Annotated in this window: 21 protein-coding genes; 4 read left to right on the forward strand and 17 right to left on the reverse strand. The window is 39.2% G+C overall.

The window, feature by feature from the left end; translation table 11 throughout:
- Positions 1-156: 156 nt before the first annotated feature.
- Positions 157-2,343 (forward strand): cell division protein FtsA, encoded by a 2,187-nt coding sequence (locus tag BMMGA3_RS12880; RefSeq protein WP_003347353.1) that lies wholly within the window; start codon positions 157-159, stop codon positions 2,341-2,343.
- A 73-nt stretch (positions 2,344-2,416) separates the two neighbouring features.
- Here BMMGA3_RS12880 and ltrA read toward each other — a convergent pair whose 3' ends face one another.
- The 10 genes from ltrA to BMMGA3_RS12930 form a co-directional block, all read right to left on the reverse strand.
- Complete coding sequence (gene ltrA / locus BMMGA3_RS12885) at positions 2,417-3,676, reverse strand: group II intron reverse transcriptase/maturase (RefSeq protein ID WP_038502385.1); 1,260 nt, start codon at positions 3,674-3,676, stop codon at positions 2,417-2,419.
- A complete protein-coding gene (locus BMMGA3_RS17525; RefSeq protein ID WP_003347276.1) occupies positions 3,618-3,803 on the reverse strand; it encodes a hypothetical protein in 186 nt (61 codons plus the stop codon). Before BMMGA3_RS17525 ends, ltrA begins: the two co-directional genes overlap by 59 nt.
- Positions 3,804-4,314: 511 nt before the next feature.
- Positions 4,315-4,878: a YtxH domain-containing protein gene (locus tag BMMGA3_RS12890; RefSeq protein WP_003347351.1), complete on the reverse strand. Its 564-nt coding sequence runs from the start codon at positions 4,876-4,878 to the stop codon at positions 4,315-4,317.
- Between the two features lie 20 nt (positions 4,879-4,898).
- Positions 4,899-5,384: a DUF948 domain-containing protein gene (locus tag BMMGA3_RS12895; protein ID WP_003347350.1), complete on the reverse strand. Its 486-nt coding sequence runs from the start codon at positions 5,382-5,384 to the stop codon at positions 4,899-4,901.
- 236 nt (positions 5,385-5,620) lie between these two features.
- Positions 5,621-6,922, reverse strand: coding sequence for a UDP-N-acetylmuramate--L-alanine ligase (murC, locus tag BMMGA3_RS12900; protein WP_003347349.1), 1,302 nt, complete (start codon positions 6,920-6,922; stop codon positions 5,621-5,623).
- Between the two features lie 178 nt (positions 6,923-7,100).
- The gene (locus BMMGA3_RS12905; protein WP_003347348.1) at positions 7,101-9,707 is read right to left on the reverse strand and encodes a DNA translocase FtsK; all 2,607 of its coding nucleotides are present in this window, start codon (positions 9,705-9,707) and stop codon (positions 7,101-7,103) included.
- Between the two features lie 259 nt (positions 9,708-9,966).
- Positions 9,967-10,764 carry a DUF1444 domain-containing protein gene (locus BMMGA3_RS12915; protein ID WP_003347346.1) on the reverse strand — a complete coding sequence of 266 codons (798 nt, stop codon included), beginning with the start codon at positions 10,762-10,764 and terminating at the stop codon, positions 9,967-9,969.
- Between the two features lie 261 nt (positions 10,765-11,025).
- Positions 11,026-11,340 (reverse strand): thioredoxin family protein, encoded by a 315-nt coding sequence (locus BMMGA3_RS12920; protein WP_003347344.1) that lies wholly within the window; start codon positions 11,338-11,340, stop codon positions 11,026-11,028.
- Positions 11,341-11,479: 139 nt separating this feature from the next.
- Complete coding sequence (locus BMMGA3_RS12925) at positions 11,480-12,013, reverse strand: DUF84 family protein (RefSeq protein WP_003347342.1); 534 nt, start codon at positions 12,011-12,013, stop codon at positions 11,480-11,482.
- A 160-nt stretch (positions 12,014-12,173) separates the two neighbouring features.
- Positions 12,174-13,247 carry a M42 family metallopeptidase gene (locus BMMGA3_RS12930; protein WP_003347340.1) on the reverse strand — a complete coding sequence of 358 codons (1,074 nt, stop codon included), beginning with the start codon at positions 13,245-13,247 and terminating at the stop codon, positions 12,174-12,176.
- A gap of 238 nt (positions 13,248-13,485) precedes the next feature.
- Between BMMGA3_RS12930 and BMMGA3_RS12935 the strand changes: the two genes are divergently transcribed.
- Positions 13,486-13,803 carry a PepSY domain-containing protein gene (locus BMMGA3_RS12935; RefSeq protein ID WP_003347338.1) on the forward strand — a complete coding sequence of 106 codons (318 nt, stop codon included), beginning with the start codon at positions 13,486-13,488 and terminating at the stop codon, positions 13,801-13,803.
- Between the two features lie 100 nt (positions 13,804-13,903).
- Here BMMGA3_RS12935 and trmB read toward each other — a convergent pair whose 3' ends face one another.
- Positions 13,904-14,542 carry a tRNA (guanosine(46)-N7)-methyltransferase TrmB gene (trmB, locus tag BMMGA3_RS12940; RefSeq protein WP_003347336.1) on the reverse strand — a complete coding sequence of 213 codons (639 nt, stop codon included), beginning with the start codon at positions 14,540-14,542 and terminating at the stop codon, positions 13,904-13,906.
- A gap of 166 nt (positions 14,543-14,708) precedes the next feature.
- On the opposite strand from trmB, the gene BMMGA3_RS12945 reads away from it, so the two are divergent.
- Positions 14,709-14,987, forward strand: a complete 279-nt coding sequence (locus BMMGA3_RS12945; RefSeq protein ID WP_003347334.1) for a YtzH-like family protein — start codon at positions 14,709-14,711, stop codon at positions 14,985-14,987.
- Positions 14,988-14,995: 8 nt separating this feature from the next.
- Here BMMGA3_RS12945 and BMMGA3_RS12950 read toward each other — a convergent pair whose 3' ends face one another.
- The 5 genes from BMMGA3_RS12950 to thpR form a co-directional block, all read right to left on the reverse strand.
- Positions 14,996-15,769 carry a phosphotransferase family protein gene (locus BMMGA3_RS12950; protein WP_003347332.1) on the reverse strand — a complete coding sequence of 258 codons (774 nt, stop codon included), beginning with the start codon at positions 15,767-15,769 and terminating at the stop codon, positions 14,996-14,998.
- 212 nt (positions 15,770-15,981) lie between these two features.
- Entirely contained in the window at positions 15,982-18,132 is a 2,151-nt protein-coding gene (gene pulA / locus BMMGA3_RS12955) for a type I pullulanase (RefSeq protein ID WP_003347331.1), read from the reverse strand.
- Positions 18,133-18,176: 44 nt separating this feature from the next.
- Positions 18,177-18,299, reverse strand: coding sequence for a hypothetical protein (locus tag BMMGA3_RS18465; RefSeq protein ID WP_259674467.1), 123 nt, complete (start codon positions 18,297-18,299; stop codon positions 18,177-18,179).
- Positions 18,300-18,308: 9 nt separating this feature from the next.
- Positions 18,309-19,304 (reverse strand): nuclease-related domain-containing protein, encoded by a 996-nt coding sequence (locus BMMGA3_RS12960; protein ID WP_003347329.1) that lies wholly within the window; start codon positions 19,302-19,304, stop codon positions 18,309-18,311.
- Between the two features lie 53 nt (positions 19,305-19,357).
- Positions 19,358-19,930: an RNA 2',3'-cyclic phosphodiesterase gene (gene thpR, locus BMMGA3_RS12965; protein WP_003347327.1), complete on the reverse strand. Its 573-nt coding sequence runs from the start codon at positions 19,928-19,930 to the stop codon at positions 19,358-19,360.
- 201 nt (positions 19,931-20,131) lie between these two features.
- Between thpR and cysK the strand changes: the two genes are divergently transcribed.
- Complete coding sequence (cysK, locus tag BMMGA3_RS12970; RefSeq protein ID WP_003347325.1) at positions 20,132-21,064, forward strand: cysteine synthase A; 933 nt, start codon at positions 20,132-20,134, stop codon at positions 21,062-21,064.
- Positions 21,065-21,184: 120 nt separating this feature from the next.
- Here the strand turns inward: cysK and pepV are convergent, their stop codons facing one another.
- Entirely contained in the window at positions 21,185-22,609 is a 1,425-nt protein-coding gene (gene pepV / locus BMMGA3_RS12975) for a dipeptidase PepV (protein ID WP_003347323.1), read from the reverse strand.
- Between the last annotated feature and the right edge of the window lie 101 nt (positions 22,610-22,710).

Here is a 22,710-nt window from a genome sequence, read left to right on the forward strand (position 1 = left end):
TCTTTAACGACCCATGAAAATATGATACATTTTCTATATAATTAGGGTTTATTATATATGAAATGAGTTTGATTGTCACGAAAAATTTCTTTAACGATTAAACGCTTTTAAGTATTAAAGTATTATATAACGATTTTAAAAGAGGGTGTACTCATTTTGCAAGAAAAAAAGAAACTATTTGCTCTCGATATCGGAACTCGATCCGTTGTCGGCATTATTTTAGAAGAACACGATGGTCAATTTCACGTCATTGATATTCTTGCAAAAGAACACACAAAACGTTCCATGCTGGATGGCCAAATACATGATATTCTGGCCGTTTCAAAAATAATAACAGAAATAAAGGAGCAACTAGAAGAACGTCACGGATGCTTAAAAAAAGTTGCAGTTGCTGCTGCCGGCCGTGCTTTAAAAACGGAGCGCGCCAAAGCAACTGTTTCCATCAAAGGAAAAACGATGCTTCAAAAACAGGATATTCTTCATCTTGAATTATGTGCCGTACAGCAGGCGCAAGCGTCTGTTGCCGAAAAAAATAATGAGGAAAAAAGCTATTATTATTACTGTGTCGGATACTCGGTTCTTTATTATCAACTTGATGGAGAAGAAATAGGCAACTTGATTGACCAGCAAGGTGATGAAGCTTCAGTTGAAATTATTGCAACATTTCTCCCTAAAGTAGTCGTGGAATCACTGATTTCTGCTCTCAATCGCTCTGGTCTGGAAATGGAAGCATTAACATTAGAACCGATAGCGGCGATTAATGTGCTTATGCCTCCTTCTATGCGTAGATTAAATGTTGCATTAGTTGATATTGGAGCAGGGACTTCTGATATTGCCATAACTGACATGGGCACAATTATCGCTTACGGGATGGTGCCGATTGCCGGTGATGAAATCACAGAAGCGATAAGTGACCAATATTTGCTTGACTTTCCTCTTGCTGAAAAAGCAAAACGGGAATTGCATACAAATGATCGGATTACAATTACAGATATTCTTGGTTTTGAGACTGAAGTTTCAAGGGAAGAAGTGATCAGCCACATTTCTCCTGCTCTCAATAAGCTTGCAGAATCAATTTGCGATGAAATTCTTCAACTAAACAATGGAAAACCTCCAAAAGCAGTTATGCTTGTCGGGGGCGGAAGCTTAACACCCGAGCTCCCTAAAAGGCTGGCCGAAAAACTAAATCTCCCTGAAAACCGGGTCGCGATCCGTGGAATAGAGGCTATTTCTTCACTTACCATTTCCAAAAAAATTCACAATGGGCCAGAACTTGTTACCCCGATCGGAATCGCGATTGCTGCCCAGAGATCTCCATTAAAATATAATACAGTATATGTCAATGAACAACCCGTTCGGTTATTTGAATTAAATAAATTAACAGTAGGGGATTGTCTGCTTTCTGCAGGAATAAAAATGAATAAACTTTACGGGAAACCCGGTATGGCATTGTTTGTTACACTTAATGGGCAAAACATAACGATTCCCGGCCAGCTCGGTGAAGCCCCGACCATCTTATTAAATGGAAAACCGTGTTCTTTTGACGATGAGATTAAGAATGGTGACAAAATAGCAGTAAAAAAAGGGAAAGACGGCAGTGCTGCAGATCTAAAAATAATCGATTTGCTTGATCATATACCAAATAAGAAAATTACGATTAACGGCAAGCCTTATGAAATTTTTGCAACTCTCACATGCAATGGCGTAAAAACATCGCCAGATAAAAAGGTGGAAGATCGTGATCAGATTGTTTGTACAATCCCGGAGACGATTGAAGAATTGTTGAAAGAGCTTCAACTTCATGACCTTCTATTACAACTAAGGCCTTTGCGATTGAAAATCAATGACAGAGAGACATTCCTTCCAAATCTTGCAGGAAAATTATTTCGAAATGGAATTGCTATAAAGCCTCAAAGCACTTTTAATCATCTTGATGACATAGTCATTGAACAAAAAACAACACCAACTGTAAAACAATTAGCAGAAATGAAGCATTTCCAGTTAAAACATATAATTCCAGTAACGTTTAATGGGGAAAAAATCTATTTATCTAAAACAGTGACCGATTTTTACAGAAATGGCGAAAAGCTTTCAGAAGATTCCGTTCTGTTTGATGGAGACGAACTTACAGTCGAACAAAAAAAAATGGAGCCATTTCTTTTCCAGGATTTATTTAAACATGTTGAAATTACGATGCCGAAAAATTCGGGCGGAAAGTTTGTTTTGCTTAGGAACGACATACCCGCAACATTCTACGACCAAATTTACCCTGGGGACGAATTAAAAATTGTCTGGCCATTGTCTCAGGAAAAAAATAGCCCTCCCAACAAGGGGCATGCGTAATCGAGTAGGAGGGGGTGACTAACCCCCGACCTCTCACACCACCGTACGTACCGTTCGGTATACGGCGGTTCAATTAAGTATGACGTAGAAAATGATATCTCTCGAATAGACTTCTTAACCCTTGATGACTCCAGTAGGAGTTATCGAGGGTTTTGTGTAGAATGGGACTGCAGGCAATCCGCCAGTATTTCTTGCGTGTATTGCCCCACTCGATTGCTTTATGACTTGGAACACCTAATGCTCTAAGTTTCCGAATTCTTGTTTTCGGCGTTTTCCACTCTTTCCATAAACACATTCGAAGTCTTCGTCTTATCCATTCATCAAATTCTTTGAACTTGCTTGGTGTATCTGCCAAGGCAAAATATCCACACCATCCCATTAGGTACATGTTCAGTTTCTCAATTCTTTCCTCCATTCGATACGGTTTGGATCTGGATGTGATTTCACGGATCTTGTTCTTGAATCGTTTCACACTTTCTTTCGCCATCCGTATCTTGGGTATTTTGTTTGGTGTAAAGCTAAAACCGAGAAACTTCCGTTTCCAAGGACGGTCTACCGCCGATTTCTCTTTATTTACCTTGAGCTTTAATTCCTTCTCGATAAAGTTAGTAATGGAGTTCATGACACGAATTCCTGCTTTCTTTGTTTTCACGTAGATATTACAGTCATCCGCGTACCGTACAAATTTATGTCCACGTTTCTCAAGTTCCTTGTCCAACTCGTGAAGCATGATGTTTGATAATAGTGGACTAAACGGTCCACCTTGTGGCGTTCCCATGTCTGTTTCCATTACCACTCCATTTATCATCACGCCTGATTGAAGATACCGGCGGATTAACTTAAGTAAAATCCGATCTTCGATCGTTTTCGCCAAGATCCCCATCAGTTTGTCGTGGTTCACCTTGTCAAAGAATTTCTCTAAGTCTATATCGACCACCCAGCGATATCCTTCTTTGATATAGCCCTTTGCTTTCCTGACCGCGTCATGTCCTCTGAGGCTTGGGCGAAAGCCGTAGCTATGTTCAGAGAAGGTCGGATCGAAGATTCTCGTTAACACTTGGGCAATCGCTTGTTGAATGAAACGATCAGTCACGGTGGGGATACCTAGAAGTCTTACTCCGCCGTTCGGTTTCGGGATTTCGACTCGACGAACTGGTAAAGGTTTGTAGGTTCCCTCTCTTAACGACTGTCGAATGGAGTCCCAGTTTTCATAGAGGTGTCTCCGTAGGTCTTTTGCGGGCATGCCATCTACTCCGTGACTTCCTTTATTCTGTTCAACTCGTTTTAATGCCGTTAGGAGATTTTCCCGTGACAAAATCAGTTCCATCAACATAGATATCCTCTCCACGTGAACGAATCCCTCTATTTGTGCCATCTTCTGCTCCACCCTCTTGAAGTCCCCCGTGGGATTCACCACTTCCTCCTTCAAGTAAGTCCTGCCGGATTGTCTGCTTCAACACAGAAGATGAACGCGTAGTGTTTCGTTCTCCTTAATTGTTCGGTCCTTCCTCTTTCGTCTCGAGCTCGAAAGAGTACTATGACCTCTGCTGACTTCTGACTGCTCAGCTATCTATCGCTAGATAGGTTACCAAGATTACTTGGCGTGCCAGTCAGATCTCCCCGGGTAAGAGTGTAATCTTTCCTTCCATCTATCTGCTTCATTTACTCTGTATCACCTTCGGCAGAAAGGGCTTTGTTTTGTTTTGCAAACTCACCCAGTGATACCTAGCCTTATATGAAGTTCGTATTCCTCAGACCGGAAGTTTGCCGTCCGCTTCCTTCAGATTCCGCGTTACCACGGACACCCTTGCGTTATGCTAACTGCTACTTCTGCCTTCACAGCTCGGGACTTGCACCCTATAGATTACACCCATGCCGGGCGCACAAAAAATAACAGCCTGTGAATAATTAGGCTGTTATTTTTTTACTAGTTTTTTTAAGAGAACCATTTAAAGCTGCTGCAAAGTCTATTTATTGATTTAATTTTCTTTCCGTTTCATCGAACGCTTTTTTTGTTTCTTCAAGCTTTTGCTGAATATCAACAACAGCCCCATTTCCGAAGCTTTTCGGTGCATCGATCATTGTCTCAGATGGATTTTCCAGCACGGTTTCTTCAAAAGTTGCTTCATCTTTTTGTGCAGATTTCAAGCTTTTCACTTTATTTAATAAATCGGAAGAATGCTGCGTAATTGTTTCGGTCAACGTACTCGTTCTTTCTTTCGCAACAGAAGCCAGTTCATTTCCTTTTATCTTTGCTTGTTCCCGTAACTGAACGGTTTTTTCTTTTGCCGCTGACGCCAGTGAATTTCCTTTTGTCATAACTGATTCACGAAATTTCCCTGTTTTTTCTTTTAAAACAATCGCCTGTTCGTTTAAATTGTTTCGTAATTCTTTCCCTGATTTTGGAGCAAAAAGAAGAGCAACAGCTGCACCTATTACCCCGCCAATCATCGCACCGATCATAAATTCCTTTGAACCTGAATTACCTTCTTTTCTGTCATTTGTTTCATTATGGATCCGCTCTCTCTCGCCCATATTTTCTGCCTCCTTAATTATTATTGCGACCTTTCCTTTTCTTTTGCTGCTGCATTAGACAAATGTCTATCAATCTTGTTAGAGAAATTGTGCTGCTTCTTTCTCGCCTTCCATTTATCCCTTAACTCGAGTAATATATTGCTCAATTGCACAACCTGTGAAATCTTGTCCTTGTTTTGTTCAAGCTTTTGGCTCACCGATGATGTTATGTTTTGAAGCGAATGATTAAATTTTTGAATAGAATTGCCTACGTCCTTCACAGCCTCAACAACGCTGTTTAAGCTTTCTGATTTTTTCTGGATATCATCTGCAAGGGAATTCGTTTTATGAAGCAGTTCCGTAGTCTCCTTCGTTACACCAATCAACTGCTTTTCAAGCCCGGACAAAGTCCTGGAAACACTGTCTAGCGTGGTTTGCAGCGATTTTAGTGTTTTTGAAAGAAAAATAACCAAAATAAACAATGCAATCGCAGCAACTATTGCGCTTAAATATAAAAGAATTTCCACTATTTGTACCCCCAATGTTTGCGATTAGTCTATTTTATAGCCTTTGACAAAAAGTCATAACCCACTTCTCGATTAAATATTTCAATATAATAGTGACAATTTCCTGCACCAAAATCAATAAAGAGTGTACTCTCTTTGATGAAAGCTGAAAAGCCAGGTGTGTGATTCACACCTGGCTTTAAGAATGATTGATCCGTATTAACAGGCAGTAAAACCTTCCCTGAGGAAAGTTCACTTTATACTTGCAGCAACTGTTCATAAGCTAATTGGAATTTCTGAATATCACCTGCACCCATGAACAGAATTACACTGTTTTCATACTTCTTAAGAGGAGTGGTGTCTTTTTCTGTAATGATTTCCGAATCGTGAATTTTCTTCTGCAAATCTTCTATTGAAAGTTTTCCGTGATTTTCCCTCACCGAACCGAAAATCTCGCATAAATAGACTTTATCAGCCTTATTTAAGCTTTCAGCAAACTCATCCAAAAATGTTTGTGTTCTAGTAAATGTATGCGGCTGAAAAACAGCAATGATATCTTTTTCGGGGTATTTCTGTCTTGCAGCATCAATCGTTGCTTTAATTTCCGTCGGATGATGCGCATAATCATCAATGATAATTTGCGATCCGATTTTTTTCTCCGAAAATCTTCTTTTTACCCCAGTAAAAGTCTGAAGCCGTTCAGCAATAATCTCCGATTCAATCTCCTCGTAATGGCAAAGGGCGATAACAGCCAAAGAGTTTAACACATTATGATCGCCAAATGCAGGGATTTTAAAAGTATTGTAATAAGTATTTCTGACAAAAACGTCGAAAGATGTACCCTCAGTGGTTTTCACAATATTTCTTGCCTGAAAATCGTTTTCTTCTCCAAATCCGTAAAATACAACCGGAACTTTCGCTTGTATTTTTTGAAGGTGTTCATCATCACCCCATGCAAAAATGCCCTTTTTTACTTGCCAGGCCATTTCCTGAAATGCAGAAAAAACATCTTCTATATTGGCATAATAGTCAGGGTGATCGAAATCAATATTCGTCATGATCGCATAATCGGGAAAATACGAAAGAAAATGCCTTCTATATTCACAGGCTTCAAACACAAAATACTCTGCTTCCCGATCGCCCTTGCCTGTACCGTCTCCAATTAAGAAAGAAGTTGGCTTTGCTCCCTTCATAACGTGAGCAAGCAAACCAGTTGTTGATGTTTTTCCGTGTGCACCTGCGACAGCAATACTTGTAAAGTTTTCCATAAAATCGCCAAGAAAACGATGATATCTGACAATTGGAAGTCCGAGTTTCTTGGCTTCCACGATTTCTTCATGCGTATCAGGAAAGGCATTTCCTGCAATCACGGTCATGCCAGGCTTAATATTATCCTTATTAAAAGGAAGGATCTTTATTCCAGATTGTTCAAGGGCTTGTTGAGTAAAAAAGCGCTTTTCGACATCGGAGCCTTGAACATGGTAATTCATGTCATGGAGTATTTGTGCTAATGCACTCATTCCAGACCCCTTTATACCTACAAAATGGTAAATAGTCATATAAAGAACCTCCAACTACGTCTATCTGTAACACAGTATATGACATTTATCTTATTTTGCTCATTGCATACACTTGTTAAATCTTTATCACATTAAATTATTATATCATTATTTTAAGTTAAACACTAACCAACAAAAAATTAATCCCTTTTTTACAGCAAATAAAAAATATCACTTCTTAATTTATTGTACTAGTATCTTGTTGTATTAACTCAAGATCGCTTTCAGTAATAAGAACATCGCGCGGCTTGCTCCCCCTTGCTTCTGAAATAAATCCTTGCTGTTCCATCATATCAATTAGACGGGCAGCCCGGTTATATCCAATCTTAAACCTGCGCTGAAGGCTAGACGTTGATGCTGCGCCCTGTTCAACAACGAACTCGCAAGCTTCATAAAACAGTTCATCCTCTTCATCATCCACTTGGGCTTTTTTTAGCAATTCACCCTGTTCAAATAAGTACTGAGGTTTTTGCTGCTCACGGACATGGGCGACGACCGCATCAATTTCCTTATCGGAAACAAACGTTCCTTGCAAACGCAAAGGCTTTGAAGATCCGTTTTCTAAAAACAGCATATCACCCCGGCCAAGCAGTTTCTCTGCTCCGCTTATATCAATAATCGTTCGTGAATCGATCTGCGACGATACAGAAAAAGCAATCCTTGTCGGTACATTTGCCTTAATTAATCCGGTAATGACATCAACAGACGGGCGCTGAGTCGCAATAATTAAATGAATACCGCAAGCCCGCGCTTTTTGGGCAATTCGGCAAATTGCCTCCTCTACATCGGCAGGAGACATCATCATTAAGTCAGCCAATTCATCAATGACAATTACAATATATGGAAGTTTTTCAGAGTAGCGTTTATGCTCAAGTGCAAGTTCATTAAAACGGTTAATATCTCTTACTCCAGTATGGGCGAACAGCTCATAGCGGCGTTCCATTTCATCGACAGCCCACTTTAAAGCAGCCGTTGCCGCCTTTACATCCGTAATCACGGGGCTTACGAGATGCGGTATTTGATTATATGGTGCAAGTTCCACCATCTTTGGATCAATAAGAAGCAGCTTAACATCTTGCGGGCTCGCTTTATACAATAGGCTTATAAGTATTGAATTAATGCACACACTTTTCCCGGATCCTGTTGCCCCTGCAATAAGCCCGTGTGGCATCTTTTTTAAGTCGGTTACAATCGGTTTCCCTGAAATATCCAATCCAAGGACCGCTGTTAACGGGGATTCCTTTTCAATAAACTCCCGGCTTTGAATAATTTCGCTTATTAAAACAGGCCGGCTCGTTTGATTCGGAACTTCGATTCCAATCGTATGTTTGCCCGGAATTGGTGCTTCAATTCGTATATCTCTGGCAGCCAGACTTAACTTAATATCATCTGATAGATTAGTAATTTTGTTTACTTTTACACCTGGATCGGGTTGAACCTCAAAACGGGTAACAGACGGTCCCTGTGTCACATTCACTACTTTCGCGCCGACATGGAAGTTTTCAAGTGTTTGGTTTAAAAGCTGTTTCTGCTCTATCAACCAGCCGGTATTAGTTGATCTGGCCACAGGCGGAGAAAGCAGGCTTACAGGCGGGAATTCATAAGAATTTTTTTGGTCAGAACCTGTTATCCTTAATTCCTCCTGTGGCTGGCTTTGATCATTTTCACTCTCCAGACTTTTTTGCGTGATTGATGGAAAATGTTCGTCAAAACGTTCTTTTTGCTCTCTTTTTGCCCGCTCCCTTTGTTCAAGCTTTCTTTTGTCGTCTTTAAGCATAATCACATTAAAAGGTATATGTGATCTTCTTCTTTTTGGCACCTCATCATGTTCGGAGCTTTCTCGCGGCATGTCCCGCACTGTCGGTTCTTTCTCTTGAGCTGATGCCACAATAAGAGGTTCATTTTTTATTTCATCATCCTCTTGATCATAATCCATTTGCCCGGATGTTGCCGCTTTGTCAACTTCGGCTATTTCTTGGCACTGCTGAATATCTTTTTCATCGAAAAGAACACTCTCTTCACTGGTGTTATTTTCGTTCTCTTTATGATTCATGGTTGGATCGGTCTGATTGTCAAACGAAAATGCACTACTGTGGGCATTTTCGTATTTTTCTTCACTCACGGTATATGTACTGTCTGTCAAATTAGAACTATGCATGCGTTCATCTTTCATCTCTTCAAGCATTGATTGTTTTGAAACATTTTGACCTTCGGAATTTGCTTCTTTAATGTTCGGATCAAAAACCATCTTTTTACGATATAGTCCTTCAAGACCGGTTAATTCATATTCCACTATTTCTTCTTTTCTTCGGCTCCGACGCCCGTATCCGTATATGGGAGAAGGTATTTCCGTCGGTCTGAAAGGCTGGCGGGTTTTCAATGCGGCTTCCTGCTTGTTCCGATCCGAACTTGTTCTCTCTTTCCATTCAGGTTTATAGATTTGTTCGGACGATTTACCCGCAACTGGAATGATCCGATCCAATCTTGTTCTTTCTTTCCATACAGGCCTAATCGGTATATCTGATTGCATTTCAGATGCAACTGAATCAAATTCGTTTCGTCTCCTTACCCTCTCCTTTCTTTGCGGGCTTTCATGATCAGGAATAAGAGGAAAGCGAAATTTGCCCTTCGGGTATTGATAGACGATTTTTGCATCAACTTCTTTGCTTCCGGAATGCTGCTCACGGCTAAATTCATTTGCTTGATACATATCTCCTTCATCAATATATTTAAATTCTTCATCATCATTTTTAAACATTTGAAAAAGCTTCTTAATCCAACTCAATAAAAATCACTCTTTCTGCGATCACTATCATTTCTATTTTATCAGTTAATCTTAAAATATCGAGAAAATTTAAGAGAATGAGCCTTAATAAAGAGAAGTTGGTTAATTTTTCAAAAACAAGTCTAACTTTTTTCTTAGCAATTAACATAAGCTGGGCCATTTTTTTCAAAGTGGTAACAAATATTTCAATATTTTTACATAAATATGGTAGAAAAAGAAAAACATGGCTGCTTGCCATGCTTTCAACTGTAACCGAAGATTACGGCTTTTTTCGATTCTTTCCTAAAATAAAGATCGGTTCAAGCTCTTCATTCTCATAAAAGAACGACAAGGCTGTGATCGGAACATAGCCGCTTGCAAAAAAACTCATAGTCATTTGGGCAAGAACATCGAAGCCAGCATCGTTTTGAATATCACCGATAATCAACACATCCTGGTGAGGGACCGCTACCGTCATCCTGCCGGTTATTTTTTTCTCCATGTCCTTTAAAAACGACTTATTTAAAATTCTACTTGCGTCATATCCATCATTTGTATTTAAAAAGTAAAAGGTATTGCCGGCTACATGATCTTCTTTCATGGCAACTGGCAGAGTCCTGACATTAAATAAAGCAATTTCCCTGACCTTGTCCGCGTCCCACTGTTCCTTTTTAAGCAAATTTTCATCGATAAGCCTGTACGTTTTTCCTAGATCCAAAGCATAATAAATTCTCGTTTCTGCTGTATGGTCATCATACAAAAACGGGACTCCTTCTTCGGCTTCCGTTGGGAAGGAAGTGGAACGGATAACTGGAAAAATGCTTTTTTCTTTTCCCGAAAGCTGAACATCATGATCCATTGCCTGCAAGCCTTCCTCTACATAATACACGACTTCATCGATGGCTTTTTCTTTTTGAAGCTGCCACTTCGCTATAATTCCGGGCAGCGAAACGGTAATTCCTTTTCCAGTTTGTTTATTTTCAATTCTCAGCTGGTCTTTCTCACGATCAAAAGAAAATATGCGATCCGGCCGGCTTAACCGTTTTTCAAGTTCTATTCTCATTTTCTTGCTGTCCATTTTTTCCCTCCTTTCACAGAAAACCTTCATGAGTTTTTACTCCCAACCCTAATATGGAAATTGGTCTCATTTAAAAACATAACTAACAAAATAAGGCGGTGTGAGCGAGGCCAAGCACTAACTATTTACAAAACTAAACAAGATTCGTGCTCAGACAGGTTAACATTTCTATTTTTGTTGGCTCAGCTCCGCCCCTTTTCCACAGAAAACCAATCGTACAACAAAATCCCCCCATCTCAAAAAAGACGGAGGGGATGCTATTTATTTTAGATTCGAGATAAATGTTTCGACTTCTTCCTGAGTTTTTCGATCTTTGCTAACGAAGCGACCCATTTCTCGGCCATTTTCAAACGCAATAAAACTTGGGATTCCAAATACATCTAATTGGCCGCATAAATCAAGAAATTGATCACGATCAACATGTACAAATGTAAATTCAGTAAATTTTGCTTCAATTTCTGGAAGCGCCGGTTCAATTGCCCGGCAATCCGGACACCAGTCCGCTGAAAACACAAAGAGATGTTTTCCATTATTCTTTAATTGCTCAAATTGTTCAATAGACTCTAAATTTTTCACTTTTTGTCTCCTCCTATATGAATCAGTATATTGCCAGACTTGATCCAACCTTTTCTCCTCATATACTCAGAATAATAACAGGCTAATTGCCGCAGGTCCAATAAAATACAATACAGCAAGCTTCTAGTAGTATAACGCATTACCGCAGTGAGGGACTGGCCCCTTGTTTTGTTTGGTATTCGTATTGGCCGATTAGCAGGTGCATAATGTGGGAAAATATATTTGCACGGTTGATTCTGCCATTTGTAAAGATTCCGACCGCTCCTTCATTCTTACGAACATTTGCTTTTTGTGCGAAAGCATCCATAACCGGACCGAGTTCCTCACCGGACCTGAGTCGTTCCGCTATAACTTCAGGCAGCAAAATCCGAGCACCGCCAGCAATGATCGGCATAGAATTTGGGGTCATTAGCGCTCCCCAATTACACAGACACAATCCATAGCTTGTTTCCTGAACGCCTCCCTCTAGGCCGATCCCTATGTCTCCTTTACCTGCCTCTAATGCCTGAATAGCCCGATTTACAGCTCCCTTTATTGTTTCTTCATCACTAAAAGGCTGCTCACTTACCCCTGAGGGAACGTCAGCTGTAATAAATTCTGCTTCATAGCCGGAAAACGCATTCTTAACCGCTGCAACTTTTGCAGGATTTTTCGTGCCAATTATGATCTTCATTCTTTCATGTCACCTACCAAAAGTAATGGGAACGATTTTATCGACCAGTTTTGGTTTTTATCGACCAGTTTTTGAATATATCGTCCAGTTATTGAATATATCAACCACTTTCTAATTTTTATCAACCAGAACCATGTTTCCCTTCAAACAGGTGAAAATATTACCCGTTTTGTTTAATCGACTCAACGGTAGAACGGTCACATGCTTTTACTAGTTTTACAAGAAGCTCTTTTGCGGCAGCGTAGTCATCGACATGAATGATCGATGCATGAGTATGAATATACCTCGCACAAATTCCAATTACGGCGCTTGGAACACCTTCATTTGAAAGATGAACGCGGCCTGCATCCGTTCCACCTTGGGAAACAAAGTACTGATATGGGATCCCATGTGTTTCTGCAGTATCGAGAACAAATTCTCTCATTCCCCGATGCGTTACCATCGAACGGTCCAAAATCCGAAGCAAAACTCCTTTTCCTAAATGGCCAAATTCTTTTTTGTCGCCTGACATATCATTTGCCGGACTTGCATCCAAGGCAAAAAAAAGATCAGGCTTGATCATATTTGCCGCAGTTTGCGCCCCTCTTAATCCAACCTCTTCCTGCACAGTCGCACCGGAATAAAGAATGTTCGGCAATTTTTCGTTTTGCACTTCTTGAAGAAGCTCGATGACAAGTCCGCACCCATATCTGTTGTCCCATGCTTTCGCCAAAATCTTTTTGTTATTGGCCATCGGAGTGAACGGACAAATTGGTACGATTTGCTGTCCCGGTTTAATCCCAATTTTTATCGCATCTTCCTTGTCATCTGCTCCGATATCAATGAGCATATTTTTGATCTCCATTGGTTTATTGCGTTTTGCATCATCCAAAAGATGCGGTGGGATTGAACCAATTACTCCAATAACAGGGCCATTATCCGTAATAATCTGCACTCGTTGAGCCAGTAAAACTTGGCTCCACCATCCACCAAGTGTTTGGAAGCGAATCATTCCATTGTCCGTGATGGAAGTTACCATAAAACCTACTTCATCCATATGACCGGCAACCATAATGACTGGGCCTGACTCGTCGCCCCGTTTCACTCCAAAGATGCTTCCAAGTCTATCCTGGATCACTTCATCTGCATATTTGCTAAGCTGTTCTTTAATAAATTTACGGACTTGATGTTCATTGCCCGGTGCACCGGGTAGTTCCGTTAATGTTTTAAAAAGCTGTAATGTTTGTTCATTCATCGTCCTTAGGCTCCTTTATTTAACCTTTTGTTCAAGAAAATCTTTATATGTATACTGTTTATTTTACAGAACTTTCACACGGTCTACCACTTCTTACATGGCAATTGTCATGCAGGTTTTCACAAAATAGTCTGGATATATTATGATTCGCATAAAAAATTTTGGTATGATAAGAAGAGAAAAATGGATCCTTATTTTTTCCCATGGTTGTTGAGCCTTTACTATTGGAGGAATACAAATGAACTGGAAAACTTTCTTGTTGGGAGTTAGTGCGGGTTTTATTGCCGGTTACGCAGCAAAAGAAATTCTTAATCAAAACAAAACAGTTTCCCCCGAAAAAGTTTTAGATCATGTAAAATCTGAGTTTAAGAAACAAGGTCCGATCAGTGGCTCCTGGATTCAGATGAAAACTGAACCGTACGAAAAGGAGATGCTGCGATACAACGTATACAAAGGTGGAATATTTAGAATGGCAAATGGCAAAAACGAACAGATAGAATTCATCGCTGATGCATCTACCGGAACAATTATCGACGCGTATCAGATTTCACAATAATAATTGGAACTTTTTTTATCAAAAAGCAAAAAATCCCCTGAAATAAGGGATTTTTTGTTTCATAAAAAAGGACTCACACTTAGAAGAGTCCGTCAAATATTTATCTGAATTTTACTTCACAGCGGTAAATACGGTTTCCTTTTTCGGAAAATTTTTGTTCATACTCGGTCATCACATTGCCTTCGAAGTTGCTATTATGCAAATCTAGGCTGACATCCTTCAGCAATAATCCAAATTCTGAAAAGCTGACCAATGAATATTCAAACAAACCTTGATTATCTGTTTTAAAATGAATTTCACCTTCGTCTACAAGAATATCTTTATATAAATCAAGGAAAGATTTATATGTTAATCTTCGCTTTTCGTGGCGCTTTTTTGGCCATGGGTCAGAAAAATTCAGATAAATTCTCTCTACGTCCCCTTTTGCAAAGTATTCCTTCAAATGAGCCGCATTTACATTTAGAAGCTTAACATTTGGCAATTCTGCTTCAATCAGCCTGTCCAATGCGGATACAAGAACACTTTCCTGCAATTCAATACCTAGATAATTAATACTTGGATTTTTTCTTGCCATCTCCGTGATAAATCGGCCTTTTCCTGTGCCAATTTCAATATGAAGCGGTTGGTCCTTTTCAAACGCTTCAGCCCATTTTCCTTTATAATCCTTCGGTGATAAGATTACGTATTGAGGATATTGCTTTATTTTATCCTTTGCCCAAGGTTTATTTCGTAATCGCATTGTTACACCTCTATAAAATAATATCGTACAAACCATAACATGCAACCTGATAGAAGAGCAACCTTTTTATTTTTATTCCAGGTAAACAGTTTTCAATGTATAAATGTAAAAAGGAATTCACAATATACTAAGTGAATTCCTTCATAAACCGAAAGGGTGATTTGAAATGCCGATAACTCATCAAGATCAACTAAATTTATTAACAGATATTTTAAGCAATCATCAGGTGGATTGCTGCGGATCAGTTTCCGAATGTGAACAATTGGAACGGTTAGTAAAATCATTAATGGTTAACACCAACATCAATGAAAATGTAAAAAATATTTTACAAGAGATCTATCAATACAGCCAGCATGGAATTCAATCTTCTGATTTAGACCGGCACATTAAATCAAACCAGGAGCGGTTATCCGAATGGATTAACAATATGAACCATTTTTCTTAATAACAACTTTATAAAATAACGTCCAAATATTGAATCCATTTTTCCATTTCGTCATAGCGTTTTTTGCTTTTATACCATTGGATCGAAGTTAGTGTTTGAGCATGAACATACCACTTCATTCTCAGTTTTAAATCTTCTGTCAGTTCCGTTCCGTATCGATTTAACCAACTCTCCCATTCATTCTCAGGGATATACCAGTATAAAAGCAAGCCAAGATCAATTGCCGGATCAGCAATCATTGCACTATCCCAATCAATTAAATACAATTGGTTGTCGTCAGAGAGAAGCCAATTGTTATGGTTTACATCACAGTGGCAAACCACTTTTTCTTCACAATGAACGTTGGCAACTTCTTTTCTTAAAAAATCTCTCGCTTTTTTTACAGCTGAAAGCTTAAGTAAATCAGAATCCAATTCTTTTTCAATCATGTGAAGTAGGGTTTCCGGTTGAAGCGGCGATTTTCCAAGCTTCGTTAACATACCGAGCAAAGGCTTAGATTGATGAATTTTCTTAAGCAGCTTTGCTACCCGGGTATCGTTCATCTCCGGAGGCTTTAACTCCCGCCCGTATAACCATTGCTGGGCAGTGATCACATCTCCGTTTTCCATTCTCTTCGTCCAAACAAGTTTTGGGACAATCCCTTCCGCAGATAAAACTGCTAGGAATGGAGAAGAATTACGCTTTAAAAACAACTTTTGTTCTTCATGCTTGGCAATAAATGCTTCCCCTGTGTTCCCGCCGGCAGGAACAATCTCCCAATCTTGTCCAAATAAATGTTCCAAAATTGTTCACCTTCAATTTATTCGACAACAGCAGAAATTGGCATCTTCGCCAAATACAGCCGAATTATCTTTGAATATATTGGTCCTCAAAAAGATAAAAAAGACAGCTACTGAAAACAATTTTAACAATAGCTATCTTAATAAATATTATCTCCATTTGACTGATATCGTCAAGTAATTCAGACGTAAAATATAACGAACAACGCTTTTGATTATTTTACCAGTACATATGAACTTACAGGATTTACCTCGATTTGCTTTTGGCTAATTGATCGAAAGGGCTTAGCTTTTGCATTTTTGTGATCTGCTAAAATTTCCCATTTCCCACCCAAAGGCAAATCAATTTTTTGAACCGTTCGTAAAGGATTTAAAACTACTAAGATTGTTTTCCAATGTCCAAATTCCTGTACATCTTCATAAAAGCAGCCTATCAAGGGCTTTGGATAGGGTAGAAAACGTATATGCTTCCTTATTAAATCCGCGCGGTGAAAACGAAAAGCCTTATGCGATTTTCTAATTGAAATGATCCCTTTTATATATTCGACATTGTCAGCAAATTGTATTTTACGGTCCCAATCAAGCCAGTTGATTTCATCAGGAGACCGGTAACTGTTTCCAACTCCTTTTTTCGTTCGGAAAAATTCCTGTCCGCTGTGAAGAAATGGTATCCCTTGTGATAACAAAACCATCACCGTTGCCAATCTGTGATGTTTTTGCTTTATTTCTTCATCTGTTCCTTCTTCACAAAGGTTGATTTTATCCCACATCGTATGATTATCATGACATTCCACATAATTCACTGACTGAATCGGCTCGGTAAAAATGCCTTTATCCATTTTTTCAAAGCCGATACTTCCAACAAGCAATTGTTTGGCAGACTCATAATAATACTCATTGCCGAGCGCATAGCCGCGGTCGTACAAGTTAAAGGTGCTTCCCTTGATTGAATCCCTAAACCAGTCATTAAATTGCCCGATTTCCGGCAAGTATTTTTGATTGCGAATATTTGCTTTTTTTTCAGGAGGTATGGGAGTGTTTAAATTCCATCCCTCACCAATTATGATAACTGACTCATCAATTTCGGAAACTGCTTTTCTTATCTCATTTATTGTCTCAATATCAAAAATTCCCATTAAATCAAATCGAAACCCATCGACATGATACTCTTTCAACCAAAAAAGGACAGAATCAATGATAAATTTCCGCACCATCTTTCGCTCAGTTGCAATATCATTTCCAACTCCCGTGCCGTTTGATGGCATTCCAAACTCATCATGCCGAAAATAATAGCCAGGGACAATTTTTTCAAATGAAGATTGTTCACGAATGTACACATGATTATAAACAACATCCATAATGACTCTTATTCCCTGCTTTTGAATAGAATAGATCATTTCCTTTAATTCGATGATTCGTTTATAAGGATCATGTGGATTCGTCGAATAGCTTCCTTCGGGAACGTTAAAATGCAAGGGATTATATCCCCAGTTATATTTGTTGGCCGGTTTCAATTCATCTACTCCTTCAAAATCATGGAAAGGAAGGAATTCGATATGAGTAATACCGAGATCTTTCACATAGGAAAGGCACGTTGGCAATCCGTCCTTTCCGGTTGTACCCGTTTCTCCGGCTCCGGAATACAATCCCTTATTTTTAACTCCGCTGTTAGGATGAATGGTAAAATCACGAATATGTGTTTCATAAATGACCGTATCAACCGCATGTTGAAACGGCGGCAAAGAAGGTTTTTCACGGCGGGTCTTTGCCAAGTTAACAATGACTCCCTTTTTTCCGTTAACCGTTACGGCAACTGCATAAGGATCAACAGCTTCTTTCCATTCAAGATTTACGCAAACAAGGTATGAATAATGATAACATTCCAAATCCCGATGAACTTCAGTAAACCAAACACCAAATTCCCCTCTTTCCATCGGAAGCGGTTCCAATTCTTTTCCTCCCGGCTCATGGAGCTTCAATTTCACCTTTACTGCTGTCGGTGCCCAAAGTTTAAAAATGGTTTTTTCTTTTGAATAAGTAATTCCAAGATCGTTTCCATCATAATAAAAACGCTCATCAAAAGCCTGAGTTCGAATCACCGCACCAATTTGAAGGTCTGTTTTTCCTTCATGTTCATCTGTAATCCAATATTGCTTTCCAAATTCCGGTTCAATTTCAGAATGGCAAATATATTTTATCGAATCATCCAGCTTAACTGTTTCGATGATTGTAAGCTCACTGTTTATTTCCTCATTCGTTAAATGAAAATAGGAAGAAGAGCCGCCGTGATAGGAATTAGGGAGTAAAATCGTTATGACTTGTAAGTCGTCAAGATAAGCAAGAAATTGCCTGTCAATCGCAATCACAAATGAATCATCTCCTTTGCATCCTCTACTTCCGAGATTTTATATTATTTCGTTAAGATTAGGAGAACATTCTGATGAACCACAACTTGTATAGGGGCAGAACGAACGAATTCTTCCATCAGCATGGACAAGTAAGATAAAACATATCTTTTCCATAAACCGACCATTGCTGCCACCTATTCAATATTTTTCTCTGCATCAAGTATCTCCCATTCCATTCTCCGCATGCTTGTAGTCTGACAATACTCAAGTAGGATTTGGGCTGCTTTTAATTGCTTATGTTTCAAAGGTGAACGCATTCTTCTCAAAGGTGTAAACCATTCATCAAGATTCCTTTTTTCCACAAGTCGTACATCATAAGGTGCTTCTTTGTAATCAATATATCCATTTCTTGAAAGAATTGCTTTACGAACAGGAATATCGATTTCATACAAACGGAAAAGCTTTTGAATGATTTTTTCCGTCCGGTTCAAAGCAAGTAGAGGATTTAAGATTTTTTTTTCTGTATTTTTATAACGCTTTGACCAAAAACGATTTTTTGACCCAATAAATACAGCATGATTTTCTTCTTCCAAAAACGATATACACCACACGTCTGTAGGGGTTAACATAATAATTTCCAGTTCAACTGGCGCCTCTTTTAATAGAAAGACCGGATTGTATAGAATGAGAAATGTATCCGGAAAACGCTGTAGGAAGAATTTAAGTTTTTCATCAAAATAATATTTGTGATCAACTGCTGATTTTTCAGTAAGGGTTGAACTCGCCCATTTCATCTGAAAACGGAAAAGCTGATCAAGGAATTGCTGCTTTAATTCATCAATGGAATTTGGGCGAAACGGAAGCAAAGCTGTAAATTGAAGCCCAAATTCTTCCTTTTGTTCTTGTTCCTCATCTCGGACAATCTTTTCTTCATCCTTGTTTTCTTTTGGTCTTAAACGAAAAATACACTTTATTTTATCTATGATCGGCTGTTTCTCATCTTCCAACAATAAGGATAATTCCTTTTGATTGTTTTGGTTAATGATATCCTTATTGATATCCCAATTCTCCCAAATGTCTTTTATTCGCTCCCACTGCTGTCTTTTCAAACGAACAAAACGGGAAGGATATACAAAGATATCTTGTTCATATCTAGAAACGTAATCTTGAAGTTTGATTAACTGTCCCATCAACATTGCCTTCCTTTAATTTCTTTTATATTTGAAGACTTTATACAAATAAACTATTCAGTTAGAAGCGGAAATGTTGCAACTGCTTCATATTTTGGCGTTTTCTCGAAGTGCGTCTGATATAAGACCACATCTTTCGCCTCAAATGTAATCGGCTCTTTTTCAATGCTATTATTTTCTGTTAAAAAGACTGGTGAAAAAGAAGAAGAACCCGTCCATTTTCTAGCTAATGTAATATGGGGAGAAAATGGCCTCGTTTCAAGTTGAAATCCTGCTTTTTCACATGCTGAAAATACAAGGTTTCTCAATTGATGGAGGCGCTCTTCTTTATGAAGCCCCGCCCAAAAAATTCTCGGAGAATCCTTTCTGCCAAAAGTTCCAAAGTGCTGAATCGTCAAGGAAAAAACACTTGTCCCATTAATATTCTTTTGAACAAGCTCTTTTGTTCTATTTAATTGGCTGCAAGAAGCATTGCCTAAAAATGCAAGTGTAATATGATAATCTTCAGGGTGAACCCACCTCGCAAACTTCAGCTCGCTCTTTAATTGTTCTGCTTTTTCGTGCAACAATTGTTTTGCTTCTTTTGGCAAACGAACTGCTAAAAAATAGTGTGGATTTTTCTCCATTCGTTGAATTCGCCCTTTCAAAAAACGTTTTTTACCTATTTTAGCAAATCTTTTTACAAATTGGCAGAATCGAGAGGCAAGAGAGATATCGACCATTCTCAGATATTTCAAACAACTTTTAGAATAAATTCTTCATTGATAAAGTTGCTGCGTTTTAATAAGATGAAGTTAATTCATTGAACAGAATAGGAATGATAAAAAATGAGAGTCGTTGAAAATATTGCAGATTTAATCGGAAATACTCCGCTCATAAAACTGAACCGAGTTGGCCCGAAGGATGGAGCGACTATCTATTTAAAACTTGAATTTTTCAATCCTAGTAAAAGCGTTAAGGACCGCGCAGCTTATCATATGATTGTCACAGCTGAAAAAGAAGGCAAATTGAAACCTGGCTCTGTAATCATTGAACCAACAAGCGGAAATACCGGTATTGGTCTTGCCATGAATGCAGCCGCAAGAGGGTACCGTGCGATTATCGTAATGCCGGATACGATGACACAAGAAAGGATAAACATTTTGAAAGCATATGGCGCAGAAGTTGTACTGACACCTGGGGATGAAAAAATGCCGGGAGCCATAAAAAAGGCAAAAGAGCTTGCTTCTGAAATTCCCGACAGTTACATACCAATGCAGTTTGAAAACAAGGCGAATCCGGAAGCTCACCGCAAATCAACAGCTCTTGAAATCATAGAAGCCATGAAACAAATCGGGAAGCCGTTAAAAGCTTTTGTGGCGGCTGCCGGAACAGGCGGAACCATTACAGGAACAGGGGAAGTCCTTCGCGATCATTACCCGGATCTAACTGTTCATGTAGTAGAACCTGCAGGCTCCCCGGTGCTTTCAGGCGGAAAACCCGGCAAACATAAGCTCGTCGGAACAAGCCCTGGATTTATACCTGACATTCTCAATCAAGATGTGTATGATAAAATTCATTTAATTAAAGATGAAGAGGCATATGAAATAACACGGCGCCTTGCGAAAGAAGAAGGAATTCTTGTTGGCCCTTCATCAGGTGCAGCATGTTTCGCAGCGATTGAGACAGCTAAACAGCTTTCACCGGAAGATGTCGTTGTGTGCATTGTTAGTGATACAGGTGAACGATATCTATCGAGTGACTTATTCGAATTCAATTAAAAAAAACAGGGCTGCCTCATAAGCAAAGGGTCAGCCCCCTCCAATACTTAGACAAACAATAATAAAACCTTTCTATGTATTGTTATTGTTAGAGATAATCAGCTGCATCCAGCGTAAAGTTTAGTCAGAAGCTAATTCGTAAATCGCCTGTGCATAAATAGCGGTTGCCTTTAACAAATCATCAATTATGATGTACTCATCTTTTTGATGGGCAACATCCGGCCTTCCAGGAAACAGTGGACCAAAGGCGACCCCAGACTTTAAGGAACGCGCGTACGTTCCACCGCCAATTGAAAGCAGTTCTGCCTTCTCACCTGTTTGTTCTTCATATACCTTCTTTAATTTTTGTACAAGCAAATCTTTTTCATCAACATGATGCGGCTTTGAATCAGAGAAATTTTCAATTTTAAAGCCCTCTTTTTTAAGCAATAGCTCTAGTTGATCCTTCTTTTCATCCATATCATCAGTTACCGGATAACGCAAATTGATTCCAAGCTGCCCTCCATGTTCCTGGGTATAGCTGAGTTTTCCAACGTTAATGGTTAAATCTCCTGTAATATCATCAGAATATGCAATCCCGAGTTCCTGTCCGCGCGATTCTTTCGAGAGGTACCTTGTTACGAAAGAAAAAAAGTGCTGCGCTTTCGGATCAGTTTTCAATTGGGACAAAAATTCTGCCAGAAGCAATCCTGCATTAACTCCTTTTTCCGGTTCCATACCATGGGCTGATACACCTTCCAATTCAATGATTAATTCACCTTTATCCACATGGCACTTTCCTTCGAGTTTACGCTGTTTTCGAAATTCATCAAACCGCTGGATAACTTCTGTTTGCTGGTCACGAACAAAGAGTCCGGCTTTCGCGAAATCAGGAACCATATTGTACCTTCTTCCGGAAGTAAATCGAGTTACTTCAATTTTCGCAACATCACCATGATTTGCATCGTCCTCAAAAGATTGGACAATATCAAAATCAGAGATCCCTTTTTCCGCATATATGATCGGGAAATCTGCATCAGGGGCAAAACCCATGGACGGCATTTCTTCATATTTAAAATATGTATCAACACAGCGCCAATCGCTCTCTTCATCTGTACCGATAATCATCCGAACCCGCTTTTTTAAAGGAAGATCGAGTTCTTTTACAATTTTCATAGCATAGTAAGCGGCCATAGTCGGACCTTTATCATCAATCGCACCCCGTGCAAATATTTTCCCGTCCCGGATTTCAGCTCCGTATGGGTCGCTCGTCCATCCGTCCCCTCCAGGCACAACATCGACATGACAAAGAATGCCCACTAATTCTTCCCCTTCACCGAATTCCAAGTGCCCAGCGACATTTTCAACGTTTTTTGCCTTGAATCCGTCTTTTTCTCCGAGTTCGAGCATATAGGATAACGCTTCCTTTACCCCCGGGCCGAGCGGAGCATCGGAAGTGGCATTTTCTTCATCTAAAACACTCTTAATTCTTAAAAGATTTTGTGTATCTTGAATCAGTTCTTCTTTCCTTTTAGCAACCTCTTTTATCCAATCGATTGCTTCCACTCTTTTTTCCTCCTAACTTCGTTCCATATATTGCAATGATAATTATTCAATTAGTTATTATAAATCCATTCTCCCTTAAATGCTTTAAATATATGATTAAA

This window comes from Bacillus methanolicus MGA3 (assembly GCF_000724485.1).
In the GTDB taxonomy this organism is placed as follows: Bacteria; Bacillota; Bacilli; order Bacillales; family Cytobacillaceae; genus Bacillus_Z; species Bacillus_Z methanolicus_A.